The sequence below is a fragment of the Pseudomonas sp. UMAB-40 genome, assembly GCF_900095275.1.
GTDB classification, from domain to species: Bacteria; Pseudomonadota; Gammaproteobacteria; order Pseudomonadales; family Pseudomonadaceae; genus Aquipseudomonas; species Aquipseudomonas mandelii_B.
Genome location: NZ_LT607553.1, coordinates 144,025 through 159,197 on the forward strand (window position 1 = coordinate 144,025; position 15,173 = coordinate 159,197).

General features: G+C 58.5%; 16 protein-coding genes. 10 read left to right on the top strand and 6 right to left on the bottom strand.

Annotation, left to right across the window (positions count from 1 at the left end; all coding sequences use genetic code 11):
• The 6 genes from cyoB (at window position 1) to K0F88_RS05370 (ending at window position 5,226) form a co-directional block, all read left to right on the top strand.
• Complete coding sequence (cyoB, locus tag K0F88_RS05345) at window positions 1-2,031, top strand: cytochrome o ubiquinol oxidase subunit I (protein ID WP_010458058.1); 2,031 nt, start codon at window positions 1-3, stop codon at window positions 2,029-2,031.
• A gap of 3 nt (window positions 2,032-2,034) precedes the next feature.
• Window positions 2,035-2,661, top strand: a complete 627-nt coding sequence (locus K0F88_RS05350; RefSeq protein ID WP_219094456.1) for a cytochrome o ubiquinol oxidase subunit III — start codon at window positions 2,035-2,037, stop codon at window positions 2,659-2,661.
• On the top strand, window positions 2,662-2,997 hold the full coding sequence (cyoD, locus tag K0F88_RS05355) for a cytochrome o ubiquinol oxidase subunit IV (RefSeq protein ID WP_010458054.1): 336 nt from the start codon (window positions 2,662-2,664) through the stop codon (window positions 2,995-2,997).
• Between the two features lie 11 nt (window positions 2,998-3,008).
• Window positions 3,009-3,896, top strand: coding sequence for a heme o synthase (cyoE, locus tag K0F88_RS05360; RefSeq protein WP_219094458.1), 888 nt, complete (start codon window positions 3,009-3,011; stop codon window positions 3,894-3,896).
• A gap of 255 nt (window positions 3,897-4,151) precedes the next feature.
• Window positions 4,152-4,790, top strand: a complete 639-nt coding sequence (locus K0F88_RS05365) for a DUF6036 family nucleotidyltransferase (protein WP_219094460.1) — start codon at window positions 4,152-4,154, stop codon at window positions 4,788-4,790.
• Window positions 4,774-5,226, top strand: coding sequence for a hypothetical protein (locus tag K0F88_RS05370; RefSeq protein WP_219094462.1), 453 nt, complete (start codon window positions 4,774-4,776; stop codon window positions 5,224-5,226). The genes K0F88_RS05365 and K0F88_RS05370 overlap by 17 nt, the downstream gene beginning before the upstream one ends.
• 104 nt (window positions 5,227-5,330) lie before the next feature.
• Here the strand turns inward: K0F88_RS05370 and K0F88_RS05375 are convergent, their stop codons facing one another.
• On the bottom strand, window positions 5,331-6,734 hold the full coding sequence (locus K0F88_RS05375; protein ID WP_094470765.1) for a PLP-dependent aminotransferase family protein: 1,404 nt from the start codon (window positions 6,732-6,734) through the stop codon (window positions 5,331-5,333).
• Between the two features lie 133 nt (window positions 6,735-6,867).
• Here K0F88_RS05375 and K0F88_RS05380 point away from each other — a divergent pair, with 133 nt between their 5' ends.
• A complete protein-coding gene (locus K0F88_RS05380) occupies window positions 6,868-7,350 on the top strand; it encodes a RidA family protein (protein ID WP_374039707.1) in 483 nt (160 codons plus the stop codon).
• A 163-nt stretch (window positions 7,351-7,513) separates the two neighbouring features.
• Here K0F88_RS05380 and K0F88_RS05385 read toward each other — a convergent pair whose 3' ends face one another.
• The 5 genes from K0F88_RS05385 to K0F88_RS05405 all read right to left on the bottom strand — a co-directional run bounded on the left by K0F88_RS05385 (window position 7,514) and on the right by K0F88_RS05405 (window position 11,953).
• Window positions 7,514-8,218: a hypothetical protein gene (locus K0F88_RS05385; protein WP_219094464.1), complete on the bottom strand. Its 705-nt coding sequence runs from the start codon at window positions 8,216-8,218 to the stop codon at window positions 7,514-7,516.
• Window positions 8,219-8,355: 137 nt separating this feature from the next.
• Entirely contained in the window at window positions 8,356-8,871 is a 516-nt protein-coding gene (locus K0F88_RS05390; protein WP_219094466.1) for a DUF6622 family protein, read from the bottom strand.
• Between the two features lie 33 nt (window positions 8,872-8,904).
• Window positions 8,905-9,669, bottom strand: a complete 765-nt coding sequence (locus K0F88_RS05395; protein WP_219094468.1) for a DUF72 domain-containing protein — start codon at window positions 9,667-9,669, stop codon at window positions 8,905-8,907.
• 53 nt (window positions 9,670-9,722) lie between these two features.
• Window positions 9,723-11,240, bottom strand: a complete 1,518-nt coding sequence (locus tag K0F88_RS05400; protein ID WP_219094470.1) for a HAMP domain-containing sensor histidine kinase — start codon at window positions 11,238-11,240, stop codon at window positions 9,723-9,725.
• Window positions 11,237-11,953: a response regulator transcription factor gene (locus K0F88_RS05405; protein WP_010458041.1), complete on the bottom strand. Its 717-nt coding sequence runs from the start codon at window positions 11,951-11,953 to the stop codon at window positions 11,237-11,239. The genes K0F88_RS05400 and K0F88_RS05405 overlap by 4 nt, the downstream gene beginning before the upstream one ends.
• A gap of 152 nt (window positions 11,954-12,105) precedes the next feature.
• Here K0F88_RS05405 and msrB point away from each other — a divergent pair, with 152 nt between their 5' ends.
• From msrB to msrA, 3 genes are read left to right on the top strand one after another with little or no spacing between them, the layout of a single operon-like run.
• A complete protein-coding gene (gene msrB / locus K0F88_RS05410; RefSeq protein ID WP_094470796.1) occupies window positions 12,106-12,624 on the top strand; it encodes a peptide-methionine (R)-S-oxide reductase MsrB in 519 nt (172 codons plus the stop codon).
• 43 nt (window positions 12,625-12,667) lie between these two features.
• On the top strand, window positions 12,668-14,431 hold the full coding sequence (locus K0F88_RS05415; protein WP_219094472.1) for a cytochrome c biogenesis protein DipZ: 1,764 nt from the start codon (window positions 12,668-12,670) through the stop codon (window positions 14,429-14,431).
• Between the two features lie 31 nt (window positions 14,432-14,462).
• Window positions 14,463-15,170 carry a peptide-methionine (S)-S-oxide reductase MsrA gene (msrA, locus tag K0F88_RS05420; protein ID WP_094470771.1) on the top strand — a complete coding sequence of 236 codons (708 nt, stop codon included), beginning with the start codon at window positions 14,463-14,465 and terminating at the stop codon, window positions 15,168-15,170.
• The last annotated feature ends 3 nt before the right edge of the window (window positions 15,171-15,173 follow it).

Here is a 15,173-nt window from a genome sequence, read left to right on the forward strand (position 1 = left end):
ATGTTTGGTAAATTAAGTTGGGAAGCGGTCCCGTTCCACGAACCGATCGTGATGATAACCATCGCCATGATCGCGCTCGGCGGTCTGGCGCTGTTCGCTGCAATCACCTACTTCAAGAAGTGGACCTACCTGTGGACCGAGTGGCTGACGTCGGTCGACCACAAGAAAATCGGCGTGATGTACATCATCGTCGCCATGGTCATGCTGCTGCGTGGTTTTGCCGACGCCATCATGATGCGTACCCAGCTGGCCATGGCCACCGAGGGTTCGCCTGGCTACCTGCCGCCTGAACACTATGACCAGATCTTCACCGCCCACGGTGTGATCATGATCATCTTCATGGCGATGCCATTCTTCACCGGCCTGATGAACCTTGCAGTGCCGCTGCAGATCGGTGCGCGTGACGTTGCCTTCCCGTTCCTGAACTCCCTGAGCTTCTGGCTGCTGGTGTCCGGCGTGGTGCTGATCAACCTGTCCCTGGGCGTCGGCGAATTCGCCAAGACCGGTTGGGTTGCCTATCCGCCGCTGTCGGGCCTGCAATACAGTCCGGGCGTGGGGATGGATTACTACATCTGGGCGCTACAGCTATCGGGTTTGGGGACAACGCTGACGGGGGTCAACTTCCTGGCCACCGTGCTGAAAATGCGTACCCCTGGCATGAAACTGATGGACATGCCGATCTTCACCTGGACCTGCACCTGGGCCAACGTTCTGATCGTGGCTTCGTTCCCGATCCTGACCGCTACCCTGGCACTGCTGACGCTTGACCGTTACATGGATTTCCACATTTTCACCAATGAACTTGGTGGCAATCCAATGATGTACGTCAACCTGTTCTGGGCGTGGGGTCACCCTGAGGTGTACATCCTGATCCTGCCGGCATTCGGCATTTTCTCGGAAGTCATCTCGGCCTTCACCGGCAAGAAACTGTTTGGCCACCACTCGATGATCTACGCTTCCGGCGCGATCTCCGTACTGGGCTTCATGGTTTGGCTGCACCACTTCTTCACCATGGGTTCGGGCGCCAACGTCAACGCCTTCTTCGGCCTGGCGACGATGCTGATTTCGATCCCGACGGGGGTGAAGCTATTCAACTGGCTGTTCACCATTTACCAGGGGCGTCTGCGTTTCACCAGCCAGGTTCTGTGGACCCTGGGCTTCATGGTGACCTTCGCCATCGGCGGCATGACCGGCGTATTGCTGGCCATCCCGGGTGCTGACTTCGTTCTGCACAACAGCCTGTTTGTAATCGCGCACTTCCATAACGTGATCATCGGCGGCGCCGTGTTCGGCTACATCGCCGGTTTCGCCTTCTACTTCCCGAAAGCGTTCGGCTTCAAGCTGCACGAAGGTTGGGGCAAGGCAGCGTTCTGGTTCTGGATCAGCGGCTTCTTCGTCGCGTTCATGCCGCTCTATGCACTGGGCTTCATGGGCATGACCCGTCGTCTGAACGCCACCACCAACCCCGAGTGGGTGCCGTACCTGTACGTCGCCATGTTCGGTGCGGTGATGATCGCTGTCGGCATCGCCTGCCAACTGATCCAGCTGTACGTCAGTGTGCGTGACCGCAACAAGCCAGAGAACATGTGCGAACACGGTGATCCGTGGAATGCCCACACTCTGGAATGGTCGACCTCGTCGCCACCACCGTTCTACAACTTTGCCGTGCTGCCGAAAGCCGACTGCATCGACCCGTTCACCGAAGCCAAGGAAAACGGTACCGCGTACCGCGCTCCGGCCAAGTACGAGCCGATCCACATGCCGAACAACACCGCCACTGGCGTGGTGATGGGCGCGCTGTTGACCGTGTTCGGTTTCGCGATGATCTGGCACATCTGGTGGCTGGCAATCGCGAGCCTGGCTGGCACTGTCATCTACTTCGTGATCCACGCTGCACGTGACGATCAAGGCTACATGGTGCCGGTCGATGTGATCGAACGCATCGAAGCCGAGCAGCACAAGCGTCTGGTCGCGGCAGGGAAAATCCCGGCCACCGCCACCCGTGTTGAAACCTCGTTGGAACAGGCTTAAACCATGTCGAACTTAGTGACCAATGCTGGACACACCCATGTCGATGGACATGGGCACGATGACCATCACCACGACTCGGGCGAGATGACCGTATACGGTTTCTGGCTCTACCTGATGACCGACTGCATTCTGTTTGCGTCGATCTTCGCGGTGTACGCGGTACTGGTTAACAACGTCGCCGGTGGCCCGTCGGGCCACGACATCTTCGAACTGCCTTACGTGCTGGGCGAAACCGCTCTGCTGTTGTTCAGTTCGATCACCTACGGTTTCGCCATGCTGGCGTTCTACCGGGGCAACAAGAAGCAGGTCCTGGGCTGGTTGGCCATGACCTTCCTGTTCGGTGCCGGCTTCATCGGCATGGAGATCAACGAGTTCCACATGTTGATCTCCGAAGGCTACGGCCCTAGCCGCAGCGGCTTCCTGTCCGGGTTCTTTACCCTGGTCGGCACCCACGGTCTGCACGTCACCAGCGGTCTGATCTGGATGGCGATCATGATGTATCAGGTCAACAAGCATGGCCTGACGTCGACCAACAAGACCCGCCTGAGCTGCCTGAGCCTGTTCTGGCACTTCCTGGACGTCGTGTGGATCTGCGTATTCACCGTTGTTTACCTGATGGGGACTATGTAAATGGCTAACACACACTCCCATGACAGCCACGACGCCGGCCACGGCAGCGTCAAGTCCTACGCGATCGGCTTCATCCTGTCGGTGATCCTGACCGTCATCCCGTTTGCGCTGGTGATGTACCCGACGCTGCCGAAGTCGATCACCCTGATGATCGTCCTGGCATTCGCCGTGATCCAGGTACTGGTGCACCTGGTGTACTTCCTGCACCTGGACCGTTCGGCCGCGCAGCGTAACAACGTGATTGCGTTTGTTTTCGCCGCGATCGTGATTGTCCTGCTGGTGGGCCTGTCGCTGTGGATCATGTTCAGCATCCACACGTTCATGATGGCGAAGTGAGGTAAATCCGGATGTCCTTGAAGCACTTTATCCAAATCACCAAACCGGGGATCATTTTCGGTAACGTGCTTTCAGTGGCAGGCGGATTTTTCCTGGCCTCCAAAGGGCATGTCGATCTGGCCATTTTCCTGGCTGCAATGATCGGCACGTCCCTGGTGGTGGCTTCCGGTTGCGTGTTCAACAACTGCATCGACCGCGACATCGACCTGAAGATGGAACGCACCAAGAATCGGGTGCTGGTCCAGGGCTTGATCTCCCTGAAACTGGCGCTGATTTACGCGACCGTCTTAGGTGTTGCCGGCGTTGCATTGTTGTACAAGGTGGCGAACCCGTTGGCCGCGCTGTTCGCGGTGATCGGTTTCGTCATCTACGTCGGCTTCTACAGCTTGTACCTCAAGCGCAAGTCGGTTCACGGCACGCTGGTGGGCAGTCTGTCGGGTGCGATGCCGCCGGTGATTGGCTACGTGGCCGTGACCAACAGCTTCGACATGGCCGCACTGACGTTGCTGGTGATGTTCAGCCTGTGGCAGATGCCGCATTCCTACGCCATCGCGATTTTCCGCTTCAACGATTACCTGGCCGCATCGATTCCGGTGTTGCCTGTGAAGCGCGGAATTCAGGTGGCCAAGAGGCACATCCTGCTCTACATCCTGGCGTTCCTCGTGGCGACCTTGATGCTGACCTTCAGCGGCTACGCCGGCATGAGCTACCTCGCCGTCGCCGCCGCCATGGGCATGTACTGGTTGTACATGGCCTGGACCGGCTACAAGGCAGTGGATGACACAGTCTGGGCACGCAAGCTGTTCGTGTTCTCGATCTTCACCATCACCGCGTTGAGCGTGATGATGTCGCTGGACTTCAAAGTGCCGAGTGAGTTGTTGCTGACTTACGCGCCTTAAGCGCCGGCTGCTGTAAAGAAAAGCCCCGTCTTCGAGAGAAGTGCGGGGCTTTTTGTTGGGTGCGATTTCAGTCGTTCGGCACACCAAGTCTCGTAGGCGCGCAACTAATGCGAGGCCCAGTGCTCCTGCTTACCCATATGGAAGAATCTTCCTACAAACCTTTCAGGTTGTCGGTCGGAAGTCGTCTTTCTAACCTCGGACTTTGCCAAATCAGCTGCAGCAGCTGCCTGGCGTTTTGTCGCTAGAGGTTCGAATATGGATTTGCCGGACGTAATCAATCCCCGTGTTAATACGAGCACGGCGTTAGGGCAGGCTTTGATTTCAATGTTCAAATCTGTCGAAGCTGAGTTGGTGCTTGAGTCTGCAGACACTGGGGCGGTCAAAATTATTGTGTTCGGTGGGTGTGCGGTTCACCTCTATACAAATCACCGTGTTTCCACGGATGTCGATGCCGAAATTTACGAGGCTAATGTCCCAAAAGGTCTCCACCTTCAAACTATGCTCGCAGAGGTTCCGGAACAGTTTGTCGATGAACGATCCGGTCGATTGATGGAACTGAACTACGACCTTCAATACAACACAAGCTTTGGGCCTGTTCACGAGGATTACTGGGAGCGAAGCCTTGCACTTGCCGAGTTTCCAAATGAGTCTCCTCTGCATGTCCACATTGCATCGCCTATTGACATTGCCATTTCTAAATTGGGCAGAGCTACTGATCAGGACATTGGCGATATCATGGCGCTGCTCAGAAGTGGTTTCATACTCACCACTGAGCTCCGCCGACTGGCGTTGCAGGCTATTGATGTATATGTTGGCAATAAAGAATCACCAACCTCTGTTCTCGAAAATATTCTGCAAAACTATCTGGAGAATACAGATGACGAAGCCCCTTAGCGGCCACGTCCTCTCATCCGCATTGGACACTCTGGTCAAAAGTCCTTTGAATCAAGCAGATGACGTTGCGCTTGTGAGCGCTGCCAAAGCTGTTTGGTACTCAAGCTCGAACCTCTCAAGTGAAGTCTCGGCTTTTTTGAGTCGGCATTCTGATGAGGTCGAGGTTCGTCGCGCAGGCTACCTGCTCGAACGCTTTACACGTTTTTCATGCGTGTCTGATAGCCGCGTGTTGGAAACCTTTAATGCCCTTGAGCTTTTTGCCTACTCGACTTTCAAGCAAGGCGTGAAGCCAGAACCAGCCGCGCCGCTTCGCCGTCGCCGTGATGAACTGGCAGCCTCCTGGGGGTTGAGTGAAGGCCTTGGCCTAAAGGCTCAAACCCTCATGCCTTTTCAGACTCGACATTACGAGGCGGAGCAACGCGCAACATTTTCTTGAACTGAGTTGCAAAACAAGAACCCGATGCAGTTCCGGTTGAAAGCCCCGTCTTCGAGAGCAGAGCGGGGCTTTTTGTTGGAACAGCAAAATGGCATCAGAAAAACTCAGCGATCGAGCAGCCGGAAAAACTGCTCACGCACCTGCAAGCTATCGCTATGCGCCACATTGAAACGCAGGAAACTCCTGGCATCGGCGGCTTTACTCAGCAAAGTGCCAGGTGCCAGCACCAGGTCGTGTTCAAGGCCTTTACTGGCCAGCGTTTCGGCGTGCAGTCCTTCGGGCAAGCGAGTCCAGATAAACAGCCCTTCGCCCGGTATCGATGACACCGAGCATCCAGCCTCTATCAGCCATCTCGCCACGCGACTGCTCGATTCATACAGGCGATCAACCGTGCGCCGGGTGTGTTTGGCGTAGCTGCCGTTACTGAGCATGGTGCAGGTGATCTGCTCCGCCAGTTCCGAGGTCACGCCACCGCAGGCTAACTTCAAGGTGATCATTCGTGCGGCCAGTTGCGGCGATAGCGCGGTATAGCTGACCCGGCTGTTGGCGGTCAGGGTCTTGGAGAAACCGGACACGTAACTGACATTGTCCAGACCGCTCGCGGCCAGGCGCGGGGTGCGTCTTTGCTGGATGTCGCCATACAAGTCATCTTCGAGGATGTGGACGCCGTAACGGTGACTCAGCTCCAGCAAGCGATAAACCTGGGCTGCGGAGAACGAGTGCCCGGTCGGGTTGTGCAGCGTGCTGTTGGTCATATACAGCACGGGACGATGGGCTATCAGCAATTGCTCGAATGCTTCCAGGTCCAGCCCGTCGCAATCGCGGGCAATGGTGATGACCTTGGCGCCGTGCAGCGCCAGATTGGTGTGCATGTTGAAGTAGCATGGATCGTCGAGCAGCACGGTGTCGCCGGGCTTTATCAACAGGCGCATCAGCAGGTCGATGGCCTGCACGGTGTTGGCGGTGGTGATGATCTGCTCCAACGGCACCTCGATGCCGACGGTCGACAGCTTCACGCGCAACGCCTCACGCAACGGGAGGTAACCGCCGACTTCACCGTATTCGCCCATGCGCAGCGCGGTCGCACGAAGGGTGCTGCGCACGGCTTTGAGCAATTCGTCGGCGGGCAGCCACGAGGCGGGCAGAAATCCGCAGCCGGGGCGCAGCGCACCGTTGTCCAGGAGCAAGGCGCGGCGGACCCGGCTGAGCGTGTCTTGGGGTTGCAGGTCCGGGCCAGTTGCATGCTGGGATTGATTGCTTGGGCGGTGAATGTAATGCCCCGAGCCTTGGCGAGAGACCACCAGTCCCTTGGCCCGCAAGCGGTCGAGGGCGTCGACCACCGTGGATTTGCCCACGTTCATCAACTCGGAGAGTTCGCGAATCGGCGGCAACTTGGCCCCGTTAGGCAGGCCACCCTGGTTGATGGCGACGGTCAGCTGATCGACGATCTGCTGCACCAGCGGCACTCCGGGCTGGAACTCGATGGCGGCGATGACGGCGCGCTGCATTTTACTGGTCTCCCTGGCAGTAAAGTTTGTTGGATCTTATACGAAGTTGCCCTGATCAAGACACGCATCTCTCTCTACCATCATCTGCGCGTATGCATGATTGATTAAGAGGGTTCGGTTAATGAGTAATCAAATGAGTCGCGACGAACGCTTCCTCGCGATGGCAAAAGAACTCGGCTTTGATATCTACGACGAGAACTCTGCCGGCGGGCATTACGCGCCGCTGATCCGGCACGATGACGAACTGTATGTCAGCGGGCTGGTGCCGCGCATGAACGGCAAAATCCAATACCCCGGCCGAGTGGGACTGGAACTCAACCTGGCCGATGCCCAAGAGGCTGCGGGTATCAGCGCGATCCGCGGGCTTGCACTGATTCGTGAGGCCATCGGCTCACTGGATAACGTCAAGGCACTGCTGCGCATCACGGTCTATGTGAAATCCACGTTCGATTTTGTGGACCTCAGTGAAGTTGCCAACGGTGCGTCTGACGTTTTCACGCATGTATTGGGTGAGGCCGGTAAACACACCCGAACAACCGTCGGTGTTTACCAGTTGCCAAAAAACGCGCCGATAGAAGTGGATATGATCGCGGCCTTGTATCCGTCAGCGCGGTAAGTCTTTCGGGCATTAAAAAGCCCCGCTTCCGGGGCTTGATGCTGTTCACTCAAACGCAACACCATATCTGTGGCGAGGGAGCAAGCTCTCTCGCCACAAATGCAGGCTCGCGCTCAAGTAAACGGCATTACGCCCCGGGAGCGGGGCTTTCAGGTCGATCAGGTTACTGCGCAGCGATGCTGTAGCCGTCGAACGCGGTTTGCTGTTGAAGAGCAGTGATGATGTTCTTGCGGTTGACCGCTTGTTCGGCCCCGGTGTTGTCCAGGAACGTTTCGTTTTCAATCGCCGCGTCATCACCTTCGCCGACAAAAGTGAAACCGAGGAACTCCAGCGCCTTGCGATCAACGTTCAGGCTCGCACGTGGCGTGCGCAGCGGCAGCGTAACGCTCACGCCATCCTTGCTGATGGTGAACACTTCGAGGTCTTTCTTGGCGCGAGCCACTTTGCTCTTGCCGGTGCTTGGGTTGCTGATGGCCTGGTGAGTCTGGTTCAGCACCTTCAAGGCCAAGCCATAGACGATTTCCTGAAAAGCCGGGTCGTCTTTGAAGCTGGAAAGAATACGGCTGATCGGGAACTTGCTGCTCAGGTCTTCCAGCGCAGCAATGTCAGACGCTTCGGCGTCTTTCAGTTGTTTGAGTTCGCCCATCAGTTCATAGGCTTTATCGTCGTCGAAGCTGTCGTGCGCCTGGCGAATCGCGGCGCGCAGCTCGCGGATCTGGTCGCTTTCCCGGGTGGATTGAAAAGCGTCCAGGACCATCTCGCTGATGGTCTTGGCCTGAGGCACATGTTGTGAAAGATTGATGGAGTTTTCGTATTCCGCTTTGGACGACAAGGTGACTACGGATTCAGCGGTATTGGAATCGGACATTGAAATTTCACTACTTCTTTTTACTTGGGTTTAGGCGAGAAAGCACAGGGCCTTTTCAGGCCGCCTAATCTATTGGACCTGACCCGAGTTGTCACGGATGAAACAGGCGGTTGGTCATCATTTTTGGCGTGGGGGCTTTAGCCCGCGGCCATTTGCGGGCGTTGTGCCTGGAGTGTTCGAAGCAACCGATAGAATTTGATCGCTCGACCGCTGATCACTCCGCAGACAACGCCGGACGCCGAGGCCTTGAGCAACAACATTTCAAGCATTGCGGCCTGTTCCGGGTGAACGTCATTCTGATAACCGAAGTAATAGTTCACCGCAAAAAACATCAGGTAAAGCACCAGGGTTTTCGCAGTGCCCGGCACGATCAGGCCGGTATTCGACTCATCCAGTGCGACGCCTTTGCGTGGGAAAATCGCAAGTGCTATCAATCCGCCCACAATGACTGCTGCCAACCAGCAACTGACTGATAGCGGAGGGTTTAGCGAGAGGTTCTGTGAATACAGCGACCAGATGAGCAATATGGGTGGCGTCAGGAGCAATGATGTTTTGCTTTCATGCGTCGTCGAAAGGGCTTTGATGCCGAAGTAACAGAGCAACAGAAATATTGCGTAAACCCACAGCGGGGTGTTTTGCAGGGTGTTGAGCATCGCGCAGCGTCCGTGCCGAATCAGGAGCCCGGATCATAGCCGCTGTTGCTGTTGTGAGTCAGGTTTTGGGTTTGTCATCCGCTGAAGCTCCAGTGCATTCGTCGTCGCCGCGCCGCTGGCGGTGTTATCGAAGATGCACCAGGTGGGAACGCCATCGGCTTGGGGTTGTAGCTTTTGAGCCAGGTCTTCAAGCCATCGTATCTCGTAGCTTGAGTAGTAGATTCGCGGTGACCCGTGCAATCGGTAGTAGCGGATGCCCGGCCAGGCACCGGGTACGTCGCCATTGGGTAGCGGTGCAGGATCGGCCGCCACTTGGCCTATTCGGTGCTCGATCAGTAGCGCTTGCGCTTCGGGTGTTTGCCAGCTGACGTGCCTGGGTTCAAACACCGCAAAGCCTTGGTAGCGCGAGCGAAATGTGGCGAAGAAGGTTTCGGCAGTTTTGACGTCGAAGGACAAGGAGGGCGGGATCTGGATCAGCAGGCACCCAAGCTTCTGACCCAGATGGGAGCATTGCTCGATAAAGTCATCGATCAACTTTTCGCAATCCAGCAAGCGAGCTTCGTGGGTGATTTGCTTAGGGACTTTGACTGAAAACCGAAAACCCGCCGGCACACTCTCGGTCCATCGCGCATACGTCGCCGGGCGGTGAGGCCGATAAAACGAGCTGTTGATTTCCACGCACGTCAACTGTGCCGCGTACCGTTGCAAGTGTGTGCCTGCGACGGGAAATGCCTCCCACTGTTCGCGGGGCAGGCTCCATCCGGCGCAGCCGATATACAGGGGCGTCGTGGCAATCATCAGCGTTTTCTCGCCTCGGCATCAGGTTCAAAGCTGTGACCGCTGAAACCGGGCTATTTCCCCATCGAATTCAGGTTCATCGAGCGAACGGCCCATTGCTCCGCCGTTTGCTCGTCCACCGGCAAGGAGAAACGGAACGTCGCCCCCCGTCCCGGAACGTCGATCAACTGAATCCCGCGACCGTGCAGCTGCAGGATTCGGTGCACGATGCGCAGCCCCAGTCCGCCATCGCGCCGGGCGCCGCCAATGTTGAACGGACGCAGAAACAAACCTTCGCGCAATTCGGGAGCGATGCCGGGGCCGGTGTCGCTGACGGTGACTTCGATAAACGGCCCTTGAGGGCGCAGGCTCAGTTCGATTTCTCCACCCTGCGGGGTATCGCGCAGGGCATTGTCGAACAGGTTGGTCAGCACACGTTCGATCAGACCCAGATCGGCGCAGGCGGCCGAGACGTTGGGCGCGAAGGTGGCTTTGAGCTCGATCTGGCGCGCTTCGGCGGTGAGTTCGAATTTCTGGAAGATGTCCTGCACCAGATCGGTCAGGGAAAAACGCTCCAGCACCGGTTGCACAAATCCATGTTCCAGCCGCACCAGTTCCAGCAGCGATTGCGCCAGGCCGCCAACCTTACGGCTTTGATCCAGGGCGATGCCCAGGTAGCGACGACGGTCGGCGGGGGACAGCGTGGCGTCTTTGAGCGACAGGGTTTCCAGATAACCGTGCAGCGAGGCCAGCGGTGTGCGCAGATCGTGGGAGATGTTCGCCACCAATTCGCGGCGTTCCTGATCCTGGCGAGTCAGCGAGCGCCATTGTTCGCCGAGGCGGTTTTGCATCTGGCGGAAAGCGGCGTCGAGTACGGCTATTTCATCGTGGCTCGACGCTTTTTCTACCGGGTCCGATGCGGGCGGAGGGGAGGGGACGCCGTCGATGTCGAACTGGCTGACTCGATCGGTCAATCGACGCAACGGTCGGGTAATCAGGGCAAATGCGGCAAGGCCGGCGATCAGGCACAACAACGCCACCAGACCGATGGACAGCAGCGCCGTATTGAGCGCAGCGCTGGTGGCACCGCGTGCGGCGAAGCGGTCGTGTTCTTCACTGAGCAACACCACATAGAGGTAACCTTCCGGCTTGCCGTTGACCTGTAACGGCGCGGCGCTGAACACCTTGCGTCCGTCGACGCTGCGCGGGTCATCACCGAGAATCGGCAGCGCATCGCCCTTGAGCAAGCGCTGGATTGGTGCCAGATCGACCCGCTCCCGGTGCATTCGGCCTTCGGGGGCGGCGCTGCCGACAATTACCCCCTCGGTGTTGAGCAGATAGACCTCGACACTTGGATTGACCAGCATGAGTTTGCTGAACAATTCGCGCACGGCATTGGGCATCAGGCCATTGGTGTCCATCAGCACGGTGTCGCGGGCAATGTGTTGGGCAAGATCGCGCGACAGCCCTTGAACCACCTCCAGTTCGTGCATTTTGTTGGAGCGCACTTGCATCCAGGCCGAGGTGCCACAGCACACCAGCAACAGGACGGCGAACACCAGGGACAGGCGTTGTGTCAGGGTCAGCCTCATGGCTGCTCCTCCTTGGCCGCGAATTTATAGCCACGGCCCCACACCGTCAGGATGCGAGCGGGTTGTGCCGGATCGGCTTCGATCTTGGCCCGCAGACGATTGATGTGGGTGTTGACCGTGTGTTCGTAGCCTTCGTGGCTGTAGCCCCAGACCGCGTTGAGCAGGTCCATCCTCGAGAACACCTTGCCAGGCTGGCGGACGAAGAAATACAGCAGGTCGAACTCTCGCGGGGTGAGGTCCAGGCGACGACCGTCGAGGGAAACGTCGCGGGTGATGGGGTCGATGGAGAGGCCGTTGGTGATCAGGCTGCCGGCGTCCATTTTCAGGTTGCGGGCCATGGCGTCGACACGTCGCAGCAGGGCTTTGACCCGGGCGACCAGCTCAAGCATTGAAAAAGGCTTGGCCAGGTAATCGTCGGCCCCGAGTTCCAGCCCCAGGATCCGGTGCATTTCACTGGAGCGGGCGCTGGTGATGATGATCGGTGTGTAGCGGGCCATGGCCCGCGCCCGACGGCAGATTTCCAGGCCGTCGACGCCGGGCAACATCAGGTCGAGGATCAGTGCGTCCCAGCTTCCTTGCTGCAGCAGTCGCATGCCTTCATCACCGTCGGCGCAGTGCACCACCTCGAACTGCTCATCGCGTAGATGCAGGCAGATAAGGTCGGCGATGTGCAGGTCGTCCTCGACCACCAGGACACGTTTGGTCTGTTCCATAAAGCTCAATCCTTTGTAGCGCAATGGGCACATTGTGCGGGTTTTCCCCGGGGCGAGTTATCACGAATTGTTTAACTGTCCGTGAGGATTTGGCGATCAACCCAAGCCTAGGCTGTGTTCCTTATCAGGCACCTGGAATTTTGGAGATGGCCATGTTTTCACGGCGACAGTTTCTTGTAGCGAGCGGCGGGCTGGGCGCTGCAGCCCTGGTGGTCGGTGTGTTGCCAAAATTTGCCGCCCGTACTGCGCTGGTCAGTGACGCCAGTGCGTCGGAGGTGTTCGAGGTGACCCACAGCGACAGCGAATGGCGCGCCCTGCTCAGCGCCGAGCAATACGAAATCCTGCGGGAAGAGGGCACCGAGCGGGCCTACAGCAGCCCGTTGAACAACGAGCATCGCGAGGGTGTTTTTGCCTGTGCCGGTTGTGACTTGCCGCTGTTCTCTTCCGACACCAAGTTTGATAGCCGCACCGGTTGGCCCAGTTTCTGGGCGCCGCTGGACAAGGCGGTGGCGACTCGTCAGGACCGTTCCTTCGGCGTGCTGCGCGAAGCAGTCCACTGCCGGCGTTGCGGTGGTCATCTGGGCCATGTCTTCGATGATGGACCCAAACCCACCGGCTTGCGTTACTGCATGAACGGTCTGGCGATGACCTTCGAGCCCCAGGCGGCGTGACCCATGGGCACTTCCTTTCACTCATTCAATGCAGGTCGATGCTATGTGGCTTCTGGTTCTCGCTTATCTCGGTGGTGTGCTGACGATTGTCAGCCCGTGCATTCTGCCGGTATTGCCCTTTGTCTTCGCTCGCACCGGGCAGCCGTTTATGAAAAGTGGCTTGCCACTGCTGGCGGGGATGGCACTGACCTTCGCGCTCGTCGCCTCGTTGGCGGCGGTGGGCGGCGGCTGGGTGGTGCAAGTCAATCAGTACGGTCGCTGGCTCGCGTTGCTGTTCGTGGCACTGTTCGGCCTGACGCTGCTGCTGCCTCGGTTGGCCGAGCGCCTGACACGTCCACTGGTGGCGGCCGGCAGCCGACTGTCGGAAGCCGCAGGCGCCGATGCTCGTCCGCGTCCCGGCGCTTCGTTCCTGATCGGCGTCGCCACGGGCCTGCTCTGGGCTCCGTGTGCCGGGCCGATTCTGGGCCTGTTGCTGACCGGCGCGGCGCTGCAAGGGGCAAGCATCGCCACCACGTTGCTGTTGCTGGCTTACGCCGCGGGTGCCGCCACTTCCCTCGCCGTGGCGTTGTTGCTGGGCGGTAAAGTCTTTGCGGCGATGAAGCGCTCGATCGGCGCGGGTGAATGGGTCCGTCGAGGTTTGGGCGCAGCGATGTTGGCCGGCGTGGCGGCGATTGCCCTCGGGCTGGACACCGGCATCCTGGCGCGGGTTTCGACGGCTTCCACCGGCGGCCTCGAGCAGGCGTTGGTGGGGCGATTGGCCGGGAAGTCACCACACAACAGCGGGGCGATGATGGCCGCTGGCGGGGCGATGAAAATGTCGGCGAAAGCGCCGGGTGCATTGCCGATTGAAGGCAACCTGCCGCCGCTGGATGGCGCCGTGCAATGGCTCAATTCACCTCCACTGACCGCACAGGCATTGAAGGGCAAGGTCGTGCTGGTGGATTTCTGGACTTACTCCTGTATCAACTGCTTGCGCACCTTGCCGTATGTCAAAGCCTGGGCCGAAAAGTACCGCGATCAGGGGCTGGTGGTGATCGGTGTTCATGCGCCCGAATTCGCGTTCGAGCGGGATGTGGGCAATGTCACCAAAGCCATGAAAAACCTGGGCATCAACTATCCGGTGGCGATCGACAACGACTACAAGATCTGGCGTGCCTTCAACAACGAATACTGGCCGGCTCACTATTTTGCTGACGCACAGGGGCGCATTCGTTATCACCACTTCGGTGAAGGCGAGTACGCCGAATCGGAGCGCGTCATCCAGCAGTTGCTGCGTGAAGCGGGCGCCACAAAGGTCGCCGACGGGTTGATCAATGCCGACGCCACCGGGGTTCAACTGGCCCCGGACATGAATGAAGTCCAGTCGCCGGAAACCTATGTCGGCTACCAGCGTGCAGAGCACTTCGTGCCTGAAACAGGCCTGGTGCCGGACAAGGTCTCGGCGTACAGCACGCCGGCGCAATTGGCACTCAACGATTGGGGCCTGGACGGTCAATGGAACGTCGGCTCGGAACGCGCGACCTCAAGTGCGCCGGCCAGCCGCATCGTCTACCGCTTCCACGCTCGCGATTTGCATCTGGTACTGGGCCCCGGCGCAGACGGTAAACCGGTGCGCTTCAAGGTGCTGATCGACGGAAAAGCCCCGGGCGATGCCCACGGTACCGACGTCGCCCCCGATGGCAGCGGCAGCGTTACCGAGCAACGGTTGTATCAATTGGTGCGCCAGAACGGCGGCGTGACGGATCGCACCTTCAGCATCGAGTTTCTAGATCCGGGTGTGTCGGCATATGCCTTTACGTTCGGTTGATCGCCCTATCATTTGTTCAGGAGTCAGACTCATGAAAATCCCGGTTACCTGGCGCCGCACCTTGTTGGGTTTGGCGGCTGCAGGCGTCATCGGCCAATGCTCGGCGTTTTCTTTCGGCGCTGCTGAAGAAGCGGTCATTATCCCGCCGCCTGCCCTGGATGAAACCACCCAGGCCCACAGCGAAACCGCGGTCTTCGCCGGCGGTTGTTTCTGGGGCGTCCAAGGGGTGTTCCAGCACGTCAAAGGCGTGAAAAAAGCCGTCTCCGGTTACGCTGGCGGTGAAGCCAACACCGCTCGGTATGAACGGGTCAGTGATGGCGATACCGGTCATGCGGAATCGGTCGAGGTCACTTTCGATCCGTCACAGGTCAGCTATGGCACCCTGCTGCAGATCTATTTCTCAGTGGCGCACAACCCCACCGAGTTGAACCGCCAGGGCCCCGACAGCGGCACGCAGTATCGGTCGGCGATTTTCCCTGAGAACACCGAACAGCAGCGCGTCGCCCAGGCCTACATTGCCCAGCTCGACGCCGCCCGTTCATTCAACAAACCCATTGTGACCAAGCTGGAAACCTACAACGGTTTCTACCCGGCGGAAGAGGAACATCAGGACTTTCTGACCGAGCACCCGACGTATCCATACATCGTGATCAACGACCTGCCGAAAGTCGCGCAGCTGAAGCAGCTGTACCCGGATCGGTATCAGGAGAAACCGGTGCTGGTGAAGGCGGGGATGTGAAGG